The organism is Ruegeria atlantica (genome assembly GCF_013033965.1).
Lineage (GTDB): Bacteria > Pseudomonadota > Alphaproteobacteria > Rhodobacterales > Rhodobacteraceae > Ruegeria > Ruegeria atlantica_D.
The window spans coordinates 90086-103874 of record NZ_WQFE01000005.1 but is presented as its reverse complement, the minus strand read 5'-3'; the positions used below and the strand labels follow the sequence as shown (position 1 = coordinate 103874).

The 13789-nt window shown below is 57.1% G+C and carries 13 protein-coding genes; 7 read left to right on the top strand and 6 right to left on the bottom strand.

The features are described from left to right. The first annotated feature begins 30 nt into the window (after positions 1 to 30). The 7 genes from GOW16_RS11590 to GOW16_RS11560 all read left to right on the top strand — a co-directional run bounded on the left by GOW16_RS11590 (position 31) and on the right by GOW16_RS11560 (position 6943). Entirely contained in the window at positions 31 to 1419 is a 1389-nt protein-coding gene (locus GOW16_RS11590) for a 1-acyl-sn-glycerol-3-phosphate acyltransferase (protein ID WP_170414986.1), read from the top strand. Positions 1420 to 1531: 112 nt separating this feature from the next. Beyond that, the gene (gene ccrA / locus GOW16_RS11585) at positions 1532 to 2818 is read left to right on the top strand and encodes a crotonyl-CoA carboxylase/reductase (protein WP_170414983.1); all 1287 of its coding nucleotides are present in this window, start codon (positions 1532 to 1534) and stop codon (positions 2816 to 2818) included. A 207-nt stretch (positions 2819 to 3025) separates the two neighbouring features. After that, entirely contained in the window at positions 3026 to 3244 is a 219-nt protein-coding gene (locus GOW16_RS11580; protein ID WP_170414681.1) for a hypothetical protein, read from the top strand. Further along, complete coding sequence (locus GOW16_RS11575) at positions 3183 to 3902, top strand: helix-turn-helix transcriptional regulator (RefSeq protein WP_170414979.1); 720 nt, start codon at positions 3183 to 3185, stop codon at positions 3900 to 3902. Before GOW16_RS11580 ends, GOW16_RS11575 begins: the two co-directional genes overlap by 62 nt. An 84-nt stretch (positions 3903 to 3986) precedes the next feature. After that, positions 3987 to 4625 (top strand): acyl-homoserine-lactone synthase, encoded by a 639-nt coding sequence (locus GOW16_RS11570; protein ID WP_170414976.1) that lies wholly within the window; start codon positions 3987 to 3989, stop codon positions 4623 to 4625. A 60-nt stretch (positions 4626 to 4685) separates the two neighbouring features. Then, entirely contained in the window at positions 4686 to 6218 is a 1533-nt protein-coding gene (locus GOW16_RS11565) for an ATP-dependent DNA helicase (protein WP_170414972.1), read from the top strand. Then, positions 6215 to 6943 carry an SDR family oxidoreductase gene (locus GOW16_RS11560; protein WP_170414969.1) on the top strand — a complete coding sequence of 243 codons (729 nt, stop codon included), beginning with the start codon at positions 6215 to 6217 and terminating at the stop codon, positions 6941 to 6943. The genes GOW16_RS11565 and GOW16_RS11560 overlap by 4 nt, the downstream gene beginning before the upstream one ends. 7 nt (positions 6944 to 6950) lie before the next feature. Here GOW16_RS11560 and GOW16_RS11555 read toward each other — a convergent pair whose 3' ends face one another. The 6 genes from GOW16_RS11555 to GOW16_RS11530 all read right to left on the bottom strand — a co-directional run bounded on the left by GOW16_RS11555 (position 6951) and on the right by GOW16_RS11530 (position 13647). Further along, entirely contained in the window at positions 6951 to 7715 is a 765-nt protein-coding gene (locus tag GOW16_RS11555) for a TIGR02186 family protein (protein WP_170414966.1), read from the bottom strand. A 2-nt stretch (positions 7716 to 7717) separates the two neighbouring features. Continuing rightward, on the bottom strand, positions 7718 to 8638 hold the full coding sequence (locus GOW16_RS11550; protein ID WP_170414962.1) for a sulfite exporter TauE/SafE family protein: 921 nt from the start codon (positions 8636 to 8638) through the stop codon (positions 7718 to 7720). A gap of 328 nt (positions 8639 to 8966) precedes the next feature. Further along, positions 8967 to 9935, bottom strand: coding sequence for an ABC transporter permease (locus GOW16_RS11545; protein ID WP_170414959.1), 969 nt, complete (start codon positions 9933 to 9935; stop codon positions 8967 to 8969). Next, the gene (locus tag GOW16_RS11540) at positions 9935 to 11029 is read right to left on the bottom strand and encodes an ABC transporter permease (RefSeq protein ID WP_170414956.1); all 1095 of its coding nucleotides are present in this window, start codon (positions 11027 to 11029) and stop codon (positions 9935 to 9937) included. Before GOW16_RS11540 ends, GOW16_RS11545 begins: the two co-directional genes overlap by 1 nt. 1 nt (position 11030) lies before the next feature. Beyond that, positions 11031 to 12560, bottom strand: coding sequence for an ABC transporter ATP-binding protein (locus GOW16_RS11535; RefSeq protein ID WP_170414953.1), 1530 nt, complete (start codon positions 12558 to 12560; stop codon positions 11031 to 11033). An 88-nt stretch (positions 12561 to 12648) separates the two neighbouring features. Beyond that, positions 12649 to 13647 (bottom strand): BMP family lipoprotein, encoded by a 999-nt coding sequence (locus GOW16_RS11530; RefSeq protein WP_170414949.1) that lies wholly within the window; start codon positions 13645 to 13647, stop codon positions 12649 to 12651. Positions 13648 to 13789: the final 142 nt, after the last annotated feature.

Below are 13789 nucleotides of genomic sequence, written 5' to 3'. Positions count from 1 at the left end.
GGACGCAGCGTTTGGTGGCAGGGTGCGCGCATGACTCAGACCGTGGAACTTCCGCTTTGGCTATTTTTGCTGATCCTGCTGTTTGCCGCGGTCACATTGGCGTCGCATTTTTTGTTCCCATCAGTGCGGTGGTTTTTCAGACGCCGCCTTGAACGAGCTGTGAAACGGTTGAACACGCGCCTGAAGCGGCCGATCCAACCGTTCAAACTGGCACACCGTCACGACATGATTCAGCGCCTGATCTATGACCCGCAGGTTGGTCAGGCCGTTCAGAATCATGCGCGCGAAACTGGTGTGCCAGAGGCCGTGGCGTTCGAACAAGCGCGGCGCTACGCGCGCGAGATCGTTCCCTCGTTTTCTGCTGTTGCCTACTTCAGCATTGCAATCCGTCTGACCCGTTTGCTGAGCAATGCGTTTTATCATGTGCGCCTCAGCTATCAGGACGAAGATGCTGTCGAGAACATTGATCCCGACGCCACGGTGGTATTCGTTATGAACCATCGCAGCAATATGGACTATGTGTTGGTTACCTACCTCGCGTCACAGCATTCAGCGCTTTCCTATGCTGTCGGCGAGTGGGCCCGTGTCTGGCCGCTCAGCCGCTTGATCCGCGCAATGGGGGCATATTTTATCCGGCGAAAATCCGGAAACGATCTCTACCGTCAGGTACTGTCCTGTTACGTGCGGCATGCGACCGAGGCAGGAGTGACACAGGCGATGTTCCCCGAGGGCGGACTAAGCCTGAGCGGTGCTTTGGGACGCCCAAAGCTGGGTTTGCTCAAGTACATTATCGACGGGACCTCGGAAGACGGGCGCGATGTCGTATTTGTCCCGGTGGCGCTGAACTATGATCGTGTGCTCGAAGATACGGTTCTGACGCGGGCTGCACTGGGCAACGAACGACGGTTTCGCGCGCGAATCGGGGTGATCACCAGATGGATCCTCAAACAGCTCTGGCGGCGCGTGATCGGGCGTTACAAACGATTTGGGTTGGCTTCGGTCAGGTATGGCCAGCCTGTTTCCCTGCAGGCGTTTCGGGCAAATCATCGGCGTGATCTCATAACCGATTTGGCGCGTGAACTGATGGCGCGGCTGCGCGACGCTATTCCGCTGGTCCCTGTTCCTGCTGCGTGTTGGCTGCTGCAAAAGCAAAAAGAGATGCCCGAGGCGGATGCCGTACAGGTGCTTGTTGAGCTCATGCACCGCAATGGCGTGACTGACCAGGAAAACCGGACTTCGGTTGAGGCCGCGATTGATCAGTTGGTCGAACGCCGGATTCTCAAGCGAAGTGATGGAAAAATATGCCTGTCTGGTCAAAGGGTTGATCTGCTGGATTACTACGCAGCCTCGGTTCCGATGCGTTCGAGTCAGGAAGATGCTGCGAATGCAAAGGAAGTTTCTGCGCCCGCTGGGTCATAAAATTACAAAATAGAACTGAATTCGGTTGCATTATTGCCCGAAGGCCAATATTCCATCGGTTAATGCACGCGATTCTGCATCGCGGCAAAGGTTTAGAACAAAGGAGGCCAACATGGCTCTGGACACCGATAGCGGCATCGCGTCGTACGAGGCACCGGAAAAAGACCTCTATGAGATGGGTGAAATCCCTCCGATGGGTTTTGTGCCCAAGAAAATGTATGCATGGGCAATCCGTAAGGAACGTCACGGCGAGCCGGATACCGCGATGATCCAGGAAGTTGTGGACGTCCCCGAGCTGGACAGTCACGAAGTGCTGGTTTTGGTCATGGCAGCCGGCGTCAACTACAATGGCGTCTGGGCGTCGCTGGGCAAGCCGATCTCGCCTTTTGATGGCCACAAGGCCCCTTACCACATTGCCGGTTCTGATGCGTCGGGCATCGTTTGGGCCGTTGGTTCAAAAGTGACCCGCTGGAAAGTTGGTGACGAGGTCGTCATCCACTGCAACCAGGATGATGGCGACGACGAGCATTGCAACGGTGGCGATCCGATGTATTCGGACAGCCAGCGGATCTGGGGTTATGAAACGCCTGATGGGTCGTTCGCGCAATTCACCAATGTACAAGCTCAACAGCTGATGCCGCGCCCCAAGCACCTGACTTGGGAGGAAAGCGCCTGCTACACGCTGACACTGGCGACAGCGTATCGCATGCTGTTTGGCCACGAGCCTCATGATCTGAAACCGGGCCAGAACGTTCTGGTTTGGGGTGCATCTGGTGGCCTGGGTTCTTACGCGATCCAGCTGATTAACACCGCAGGTGCAAACGCGATTGGTGTGATCTCGGATGAAAGCAAACGTGAATTTGTCATGGGTCTGGGTGCCAAGGGCGTTCTGAACCGCAAGGACTTCAATTGCTGGGGTCAGTTGCCGACGGTTAACACACCCGAGTATGCCGAGTGGTTCAAAGAGGCCCGCAAATTCGGCAAGGCCATTTGGGACATCACCGGCAAAGGCAACAACGTCGACATGGTGTTCGAACATCCCGGCGAAAGCACGTTCCCTGTTTCGACCTTTGTCGTAAAAAAAGGCGGTATGGTTGTAATCTGCGCCGGTACCACCGGCTACAACCTGACCTTCGACGTGCGCTACATGTGGATGCACCAGAAGCGTTTGCAGGGATCGCACTTTGCCCACTTGAAACAGGCTGCTGCGGCAAACCAGCTGATGGTTGAGCGTCGCCTGGATCCGTGCATGTCCGAAGTCTTTACCTGGGCCGATCTGCCCGAGGCGCATATGAAAATGATGCGCAACGAACATAAGCCCGGCAACATGTCGGTTCTGGTTCAGGCACCGCAGACCGGAATGCGTACTCTGGAAGAGGTTCTGGCCGCGCGCGACTAAACTCGTATCAGAAAAACCTGAGACACCCGCGAATCGGTTTTCCGGCTCGCGGGTGCTTCATTTTTGAAGGGTGACAGAAATCTTTTCAAAGGCTTAGCGGAAAGTGACCCGCTGTTTTTGGGGAGTAGAATTCAGTGAATAGGCCAAAAAAACCGCTTCATGCTATGGTTGTGTTAACCCTTCGTTAACCGTTTCGGAGAGACCCTTATGGCGCAAAATGAGTGGATACTGGACGTACTGTCGGACCTCAGCGCCTTTGCTGTTGAAAACGGTTTGACCGCGCTTGCGGAGCAGTTGGATGACACCAAACTAATCGCCGCAGCCGAAATCTCGTCCAGAAAGAATGAGGTTCGGGCGCCTGCCGATGGCAACAAAACTCGATATGAGCCGGGTTCTGGAGGACTTGGAAAACACCAACACGCTTGATGAATTAGGCGATGTTGCCGTTCGATTGCGGGACAGGCTGCAAATCGAACATCTTATTTATCATTGGGTCGACGGGGCCGGCGATCAATACGGTTACACCACCTATCCCGATGCCTGGGCCGAACAATACCGAGAGCGCAATTATCACAGGATAGATCCAGTTATTCTGGGTTGCTTCCAACGGTTTCACCCGGTCGACTGGAAGACGCTGGATTGGTCGAGCAAGGTTGCCAAGACGTTTCTGAAAGATGCACAAGATCACGGAGTCGGAAACCAAGGCTATTCTATTCCGATCCGCGGACCGAACGGGCAATTCGCCTTGTTTACCGTCAACCATACTTGCGACGATGATACTTGGCACAGGTTCATCGAAACGCATGGGCGTGAACTGATCCTGATCGCACATTACTTCAACCGAAAGGCGCTTGAGTTTGAAAGTGACCGTCAACCCGACTCTGCGCGCGGATTGTCGCCGCGTGAGGTGGACGCCATGACTTTACTCGCCCTAGGCTACAGCCGGGCACAAGTCGCACATTCCTTATCGATCTCGGAACATACGCTGAGGGTCTATATCGAAAGTGCCCGCGCCAAGTTGGGCGCGCAGAATACCACTCATGCCATCGCAACGGCATTGAGCCGAGGGTTAATAGTGGTTTAAGGCGCGCACGCCCTCAAAACCGGAAATTAACCATGCCTTTGTACCCCCTTCGTTCTTGCACAGGACGACAAGGGGAAAAGAGTCATGTTGCGCTATGTCTATGCTGACGAATTGCATAAATATCCAAAATTGGCCGAAGGAATGTTCCGGGATCGTGCCGATCAGTTCAAAACTCGGCTGGGTTGGGATGTTCACGTAAATGACAAAGGGGAAGAGCGGGATCAGTACGACAATCTGAACCCGATCTATGTCATTTGGGAAGAACCGGATGGCAGCCATGGCGGGTCCATGCGGGTCTTGCCGACCACTGGCCCGGTTATGGTGAATGAGGTGTTCGGCCATCTGACGGGTGGCAAACCGATCAACAGCCCCATGATTTGGGAGGTGACGCGCTTTTGTCTGTCGCGCACCGCAAGCGCGCATACGGCCGGAGCCATCATGCTCAGCGGTGGAGAAATGATGGAAGGGTTTGGTTTGACCCACATAGCAGGTGTTTTCGATGCACGCATGATCCGGATCTATCGCCTGATCGGATCGTCTCCGATCGTGCTGGGCACAGAGGGCGAAGGGCGCGACCAAATCTCGGTCGGGCTTTGGCCCTATTCGGCTGATGATTGCAATCGCGTTGCCGAGCGCGCAGGCATCCCGCGCGAGCTGTCGCGGCTGTGGTTCAAGACGGCCTTTGGTGTCGGCAGGCAGCACCGGTTCGCGTTGTCGGCCTGATGGGGTGAAAACCGAATTCCACATCTGGTGATAGCTGGCGCGGCCTTGTAGGGTCGCGCCATGTCTTTGCCCCCCGTAACTTTCTCTGACGACCAGGCCGCCGCGTATGACAGCATCTCTGAGATGCTGAAATCGGCAGGCGTTGACCTTGACGATGATGCGCTGCTGAAACTTCCGGGAACGGGCAAATCCGGTGTGATGGCCGTTATTGGAAAAGCGGGATCTGGGAAAACCCTGCTATTGGCCGAGCTTTACAAGGCTCTTGCCGAGACCGGCGTTCAGATTGTGTCCGGTGACTTCGAAAGCCGCAAAGCGCGCGAAAAACGCAGCTTGGCCATTCTTGCCCCGACGAACAAGGCTGCCAGTGTGTTGCGCCTGCGCGGGGTGCCGGCCACCACGATCCACCGTATTCTTTATACACCGGTCTACGACCCTGAATACGAGCGCATCGCCGAATGGTTGGCTGGCAATGACGAACGCCCCGCAATTGAAGGCCTGACCGATGAGGCCTTGGATCGTGCGGCAGCTTTTTATCAGAACAACAAGTCCATTCCCGGCGCTTTGGCCGCAGCAGGCCTAAGGGGTTCTGATTTCATCACCGGCTGGAAACGCCGGGACGAACCGTTGGACATCGGGTTTGTCGACGAAGCCTCGATGCTGGACGACCGGCAGTTCGAAGACTTGCAAGAAATCTTCCCAACACTTCTGCTGTTTGGTGACCCTGCACAGCTGGCCCCGGTCAATCAGTCGGGCAGCATGGTGTTCGAAGCCTTGCCGGAACCGCGCAAGCAAATCCTGCACCGGGTGCACCGACAAGATGCGGATAACCCGATTTTGGACCTTGCCCATGCGCTGTCTGACCCACAGATGGGGTTCGAGGACTTTGAGCGCATGGTTGAGCAGACCGCCCGTCAGGATGACCGCGTGGTCTGGGGCCAGCGGGTTGAGGTTGACCTGATGGCTCGCAGTCCCGTTCTGGTCTGGCGCAACGCAACGCGCATTCGGCTGATTCAGGCCTTCCGGCATGTTCACGGCGCGCCGGATACCGAGTTGTTGGAGGGGGAACCACTTATCTGCGACGGTATCGAACTGCCGCTGAAACACCGCAAGAAACGGCTGGACCTTGAGGCGCGTGGCCTGATCAAGGGTGCACAGGTCATCTATCTGGGTCCGGGCCGGAAACCGGGCTTTTCCAGATTACACGTAATGGGCGCCGAAGACCCGCAAGTCAGTGCCGCATCCATCGTCAAGATCGAAAAGCCGGACGAGGAAGAACCTTTCATTCCCTATGCCGCGCGCATGGGAGCAACCTTTCTTCATGGGGCAGCCGTCACCATTCACAAGGCGCAAGGGTCGCAGTGGGACACGGTTCAGGTGTTTGCACCGGATATCTACGCCGCCGCCCGTATGGGCCGCACCGAGGCCGGACAGCCGCTGTGGAAACGATTGGCCTATGTGGCCATCACACGCGCGCAGGAGCGGCTGATCTGGGTTGTGCGCAACCGGTTGGCCAAGCCGACCTATCCGCTGCGTGTGGACGACCTGCGCGCTGTACCGGCGGCCTCGCTGACATTGGAGGCAGAAGAGACATGACGTCCATTATCATCACCGGCGCAAGCTCGGGTATCGGGCGGGCCACGGCCGAGTTATTCCTGGCTGAGGGTTGGACGGTTGGTCTGTTGGCGCGCAGCGCTGACACGCTGAACCGAATGGCCTCAGATCATACAAATGCAGTCCCCTTGATTGCGGATGTTACCGATGCACACGCGATAAAGACGGCATTCAACGCTTTTCAGGACAAGGCTGGGAACATTGATGTTTTATTCAACAACGCCGGAATTTTCGCGCCGGGCGGCACGATTGATGAGATCGCGTTGGACGACTGGTATCAAAGCGTCAACGTCAATCTGAACGGAATGTTTCTATGCGCCCGCGAGGCATTTCGGATCATGCGACACCAGTCGCCGCAGGGCGGGCGCATCATCAATAACGGCTCTATTGCAGCACACGTGCCGCGCCCCAACTCGGTGCATTATTCTGCTACGAAACACGCCATAACGGGCCTGACGCGTAGCCTGTCTCTGGATGGGCGGGCGTTCAATATCGCTTGCGGTCAGATCGATATCGGCAATGCGCGCACACAGATGGTGCAGGGCTTGGTTGACGCGGCCATTGCCGACGGGCAGCAGCCCGACCCAACAATGGCCGTCGAGGATGCGGCACGGTCCGTCCTGCACATGGCGAACCTGCCGCTGGAGGCAAACGTTCAGTTCATGACCGTGATGGCCACGATGATGCCCTACATCGGTCGCGGCTAACGATAAGTTACTCGCGTAACAGCCGGAACGCGGTTGACGCTCCCCAGCCTGCCGCAATGGCAATGACCAGAGACATCAAACCGTACCAGACCGGTTGCTGCCGGGACATATTGAACAAGAACCGTTCAAGCCCCACTTTGCGCACGTCGATGGTGGTTTCGAATTGTGAAACGACTGAACCGCCACGCGTCAGAAAGATGCGCGCCACATAATCGCCTTCGGTCAAGTCCGCCGGCATTTCGATTGAGGTTCGGAACAGGGTTTGTTCATCAACGGCCACAGTGTCTTCGCGAATGGAATACAGGCCTTCATTCTCGCGGATCCGGACAACCGCGTCCGCGAACTCCTGTGCACCGCGGATATTCATCGCAGCTCCTACGGACCGGATCGCACGTGCGATTGACACGCTGTACCGCAGGTCTTCGGTATCCGACAGAATCTCATTCAAGGGCGCACTGGTTGCAACCGCGTAGAAGCTGGGTGCCCGGTCCACAAGAACACTGTCGGTATTGACCCAAATTCCAAGCTTCCGCTCTTTTCTGCGAACGGTGACGGGGCCGGATGGACCCGACACTGCGACGATCACTTCAAGAGGTGGCCCCGGTGGAATGGGCGCCTCGCGTTTCACCGCGCCAAAGACCAGAATCTCGGACCCGTCGAAATTGGCGGTGATTGCCACACGATCCTGGCTGAGGCCCAGAACGACCTCTTCATCGACTGCCAGGGCGGGGCTGGCGCAAAGGGCAAGCGTTATGAGCAAGCGTTTCAGCATGATCAGTGTCCTCCGCCGGCGCCAAGCGAGAAGAGTTCGGATGGCTCAAGCAACAGATCCAAAGCCAGTTTTCCGCAGACCGCAAGAACCAGAGCAGCAAGCAAGACGCGCAACTGTTCAGCGGGCATGCGTGCGCCGATCACCGTGCCGATCTGCGCCCCGATGACGCCGCCAACCAGAAGCAATACCGCAAGAACGACATCAACCGTATAGTTGGTGGTGGCGTGCAGCATGGTCGTAAAAGCGGTAACAAAGATGATCTGGAACAGGGATGTTCCGACCACGACCTTGGTCGGCATTCCCAACAAATAGATCATGGCAGGAACCATGATGAACCCGCCGCCGACGCCCATAATGGCCGACAGAACGCCAACAAACAGGCCAACCAGCGCAGGCGGAATAACCGAGATATACAGGCCCGAGGTCCGGAACCGCATCTTGAACGGCATCGCATGCACCCAACCGCGCTGACGACGTTTGGGCGGGGCGGACACGCCCTTCTTGGACTTGCGCAGCGCGTTCAGGCTTTCGATGAACATCAAGCCGCCAACGACGCCAAGGAATACGACGTAGCACAAGGTCACAAGCAGATCGACCTGCCCGAGGCTCTTGAGGTAGTTAAAGATTACGACCCCGACGGCGGCGCCCGTTAAACCCCCTAGTAAAAGGACGGTCCCCATTTTTAGATCGACGGTTTTTCGTCGAAAATGCGCCAGAACCCCAGAAAACGAAGACGCGACAATCTGGTTGGCTTCGGTCGCAACCGCAACGGCTGGCGGAATGCCGATAAAAAACAGCAGCGGCGTCATCAGGAAGCCGCCGCCGACACCGAACATGCCCGAAAGAATGCCAACCATCCCCCCAAGTCCCAAGAGAAGGAAGGCGTTGACTGAGACTTCGGCGATAGGAAGGTAAATTTGCATATCGAGCTACTGGATGAGGGTGACCGGGGTCGCCTCAGGGTGAGGTGGTGTAGGTTTAATGCAGCGCGTGGCGGCAATGCCCCGTGACCACATGGCGAATGTCGGTTCGCTGGGCGTCATGCCAGCTGCCTGGTAAGGCTGAAGTTCTGATTTTCCCCGGTATTGAGGTTTTCAAGCGTTCCCAAATTCACGATCCGGACCGGTTCCGAGTCGCAGAGTATGTTTGGAGACACTTGCATACCCCTTTAGAACGGTTGCGGCATGCAAAATCAACTCTGCATGCCGCTCTGCAGCGAACAGGACTGAACTGAGTCCGAAACTGGACTTATCAGCGTTCTTTTACATAGGGTTCGCCGCCGGCGCGCGGCGGGATAGCCTTGCCGACGAAACCGGCCAAAATGACGACTGTCAGGATGTAGGGCAGGGCATCCATGACCTGTACTGGGATGACCACGCCGCCCAGATCGATGTTCTGGAACCGCAGGGCAATGGCTTGCAGCAATCCGAACAACAGGCATGCTCCCATGGCATGCCAAGGCCGCCATTTCGCAAAGATCAGGGCCGCCAGTGCGATGAATCCACGGCCTGCGGTCATGTCCTTGACGAAGCCTGCCTGCAAGGCAGTGGCCAGATAGGCTCCGGCGATACCGCACAGCACACCGCAGATGGCGACAGCTGCGTAGCGCAGCCCGACGACCGAGACACCAGCCGTGTCCACCGCGGCGGGGTTTTCACCCACGGCGCGCAGGCGCAATCCGAACCGGGTGCGATACAGAATCCACCATGTTGCTGGAACCATCAGGAACGCGACGTAGACCAAGATCGAATGGCCCGACAGCAGTTCTGAGTAAATTGGCCCAATGATCGGTACCCCGCTCAACGACTCGGCAAAGGGGAAGTTGATTGGTGTGAAACGACCACCGCCAAACAGCGAAGGCGTGCGCCCACCCTGTTGAAACCAGCTCTGCGCGACCAGGACTGTCATGCCTGCCGCAAGAAAGTTGATCGCGACCCCAGATATCAATTGATTGCCCCGGAAGGTGATCGAGGCCAGACCGTGAAGTCCGGAAAGAACAAGAGAGGAGGCGATACCCGCCAACAAACCCAGCCAGACTGACCCGGTTACAGCTGCGACGGCTGCCGAGAAGAAGGCAGCCATCAGCATCTTGCCTTCAAGACCGATGTCGAAAATACCTGCGCGCTCTGAATAGAGGCCGGCCAGACAAGCCAGCAACAGCGGCGTGGCCAGGCGGATGGTCGAGTCCAAGACTTGTATGAGTGTTACGAAAAACTCCATCACTCAGCTCCCTTCCGCAGGCTCAGGAACAGCTTTTCAAGCGGCATCCGGACCATATTGTCCAGTGCCCCTGTGAACAGGATCACCAGCGCCTGAATGACAACGATCAACTCGCGCGGGATCGACGTCCAAAGGGCCAGTTCTGCACCGCCCTGGTACAGGAACCCAAACAGCAGGGCTGCCAGAAACACACCGAACGGATGTGAGCGGCCCATAAGCGCCACGGCGATACCAATGAACCCCGCGCCTTCGGTTGCGTTAAGCACCAGCCGTTCGGCTTCACCCATCACGTTATTGATGGCCATCAAGCCCGCAAGTGCGCCCGAGATCAGCATGGCAATGATCGTAATCCGCACTGGTGAAATACCAGCATAAACCGCGCCGGTTTCCGAATGGCCATAAGCCCGGATTTCATACCCCAGCCGCGTGCGCCAGATCAGAGCCCAGACGACAACGCAGGCCAGAATGGCCACAAAGAACGAGATGTTTACCGGGGCGCCCCGGAACACAACGTTTTCGGCGGTTGAGAACATCGACTGGAATGTCGGCAGGTGCACGGCTTCGGGGAAACGCGCAGTTGCCGGGTCCTGCGACCCCTGCGGGCGCATCACATTGACCAGCATGTAGTTCAGAAACGCTGCAGCGATGAAGTTGAACATGATCGTTGTGATGACAATGTGGCTGCCGCGCTTGGCCTGCAGATAAGCTGGTATCGCCGCCCATGCTGCACCAAACAGCATCGCACCCGCGCAGGCCGCCAACAGAGCAATGCTCCAATGCGGCCAGGGTATGTAAAGACAGATCATGGCAACACCAAGCCCGCCCAACATCGCCTGACCTTCACCCCCGATGTTGAACAGCCGGGCATGGAACGCAACGGCCACAGCCAGCCCGGTGAACATGAAATTGGTGGCATAATATAGCGTGTAACCCCAGCCATAGGTCGACCCCAGCGCACCCGTGACCATCAGGTTCACTGCCTCGACAGGGTTTTCGCCGATGGCGAGGATCACCAACGCAGAAAGAATAGCGGCCAACAGAAGGCTGATCAGAGGGATCAGAACAACGTCGGCCCATTTGGGCATTTTTTCCATGTTACGCGGCCTCTCCCGCAACACCGGCCATTAGCAGGCCCAGTTCTTTTTCATCTGTCTCATGGGGCAGACGCTCGCCCATGATATGTCCGTCAAACATCACTGCGATCCGGTCCGATAGCGAGAATATCTCTTCCAGCTCGACCGAAACCAGCAGGATCGCCTTGCCCTGATCGCGCAAGGCGACAATTTGTTTGTGAATGAACTCGATCGCGCCAATGTCCACGCCACGTGTCGGTTGACCGACCAGCAGCAGATCAGGGTTCCGTTCGATCTCGCGCGCCACGACGATTTTCTGCTGATTGCCGCCCGAAAAGCTCTTGGCTGAAAGCCAGGCGTTCGGCGGACGCACGTCGAACTTCTCGATCTTGGCTTCGGTATCAGCCCGCAGGGCAGCGTTGTCCATGAAGATCCCGCGCTTGTAGGCCGGGTCGCGATGATAGCCGAACGCCACGTTTTCCCAGGCGTGGAAATCCATGATCAGACCTTCGCGCTGGCGGTCTTCGGGCACATGCGCGATATGCTGGGCGCGGCGCGCCTGACCGTCAGAACCATGACCGCTGAGGGCCAGCGATTCACCATTCAGTTTGATTGAACCTTGGCCAGGGCGCATGCCGCCCAGAACTTCCATCAACTCGGACTGACCGTTGCCTGCAACACCGGCGATGCCCACGATCTCGCCGGCCCGGACGGTCAGGTCGATGCCTTTGACCCGCTCGACACCGGCTGAATCGAATACGCTGAGTTTTTCGATTTCCAGAACAGGTTTACCGGGTTGCGCAGGAACTTTGTCGACCTGAAGCAGTACCTTGCGGCCCACCATCAGCTCGGCCAGTTCCTCGGGGCTGGTTTCGGCTGTTTTCACCGTCGCGGTCATCTGGCCGCGCCGCATGACCGAAACGGTGTCTGTGTTTTCCATGATCTCGCGCAGCTTGTGCGTAATGACGATGATCGTCTTCCCTTCCGCGCGCAGGCGGTCAAGGATGCGGAACAGCTGGTCGGCCTCGGATGGAGTCAGAACCCCGGTGGGTTCGTCCAGAATCAGAATCTCGGCCTTGCGATACAGAGCCTTCAGGATCTCGACCCGTTGCTGCATACCGACGCCGATCTCATCGATGCGTTTGTCGGGATCAACGAACAGTTCGTATTCCTCTTCCAGCGCTTTCAGTTCCTTGCGGGCCTTGGACAGAGATGGGGCCAGCAGCCCACCATCTTCGGCACCAAGCACGATGTTTTCCAGAACCGTGAAATTTTCAACCAGTTTGAAATGCTGGAACACCATCCCGATCCCGGCAGCAATGGCTGCCTGACTGTCGGGGATGTCGGTCTTGTTGCCGTTGATCCAAATCTCACCTTTGTCGGCTTTGTAAAAGCCGTAGAGGATGCTCATCAGCGTGGATTTGCCCGCACCGTTTTCACCGATGATCCCATGGATCGTACCGGGGGCGACGCTGATGGAAATGTCTTTGTTGGCCTGTACCGGCCCAAAGGCTTTTGAAATCCCTTTGAGCTCAATGGCGGGGACGGTCATGTCTTGTCCTCAATTGCCGAAAGGGCCGCGTTGTCATCCGCAGCAGAGTGAAGACGAGGCGGAGGTTTCACCCCCGCCTCGTGCGATATCAGAACTGCAGTGCCGGGCAGCTGTCGTTCTCGTAATAGCTGACAACAGAGACGTTACCGTCGATGATGTCCTGCCGCGCCTTGTCTACCGCGCCCTTCATCTCGTCCGAGACCAGCGGCGCATTGTTGTCATCCATCGCGACGCCAACACCGTCTTCGGCCAGACCCATCTGGAACACACCGGTTTCCAGGTCTTCGCCAGCGCTCATCGCGTCATAAACCGCAACGTCAACGCGTTTCAGCATCGAGGTCAGAACTTTGCCCGGGTGCAGGTGGTTCTGGTTGCTGTCCACGCCGATCGACAGGATGCCTTCGTCGGCGGCTGTTTGCAGAACCCCAACACCGGTGCCGCCTGCGGCCGCATAAATCACATCAGCGCCCTGGCTGATCTGTGCCTTGGTCAGTTCGGACCCCTTCACCGGGTCGTTCCATGCCGCCGGAGTGGTGCCGGTCATGTTGGCAACAACATTGATGTCCGGGTTCACGGCCTTGGCACCCTGAGCGTAACCGCAACCAAAGTGACGGATCAGCGGGATATCCATGCCGCCGATAAAGCCGACAGTGCCGGATTCCGAAGCCATCGCGGCCATCATGCCAACCAGGTATGACCCTTCATGCTCGGCGAATCCGATTTGACGGATGTTGGGGATGTCCAGCCAGTTGACGTCAACCGCGACAAATTTAGTGTCCGGGTAATCGGCGGCAACGGCCGAAAGCGGATCAGCCATACCGAAACCCATCGTAATGATCGGGTTCGAACCGGATTCAGCGAAGCGGCGCAGGGCCTGCTCGCGCTGTGCTTCGGACTGGATCTCGATCTCGTTATAGCTGCCGCCTGTTTCTTCGGCCCAACGCGACGCGCCATTATGGGCGGCTTCGTTGAACGACTTGTCGAACTTGCCACCAAGATCGAAGATCAGGGCAGGATCTGCCAGCGCAGCGCCAGCGGTAAGTGCGACTGCAGCGGTGGCACCCATCAAGGATTTCATCAGGGTCATTTCATACTCCCGTTTTGTTATTGTCGGTCGAGGCAAAGATAGCCCCGTTCACCCACTGTGAGCGAGCATAACTGTTGTGATGGCGGGAATTAAGGCCGTTTGCAACCGCCGTGGTCAACAGATTTTTGACCAAATGGTCGAA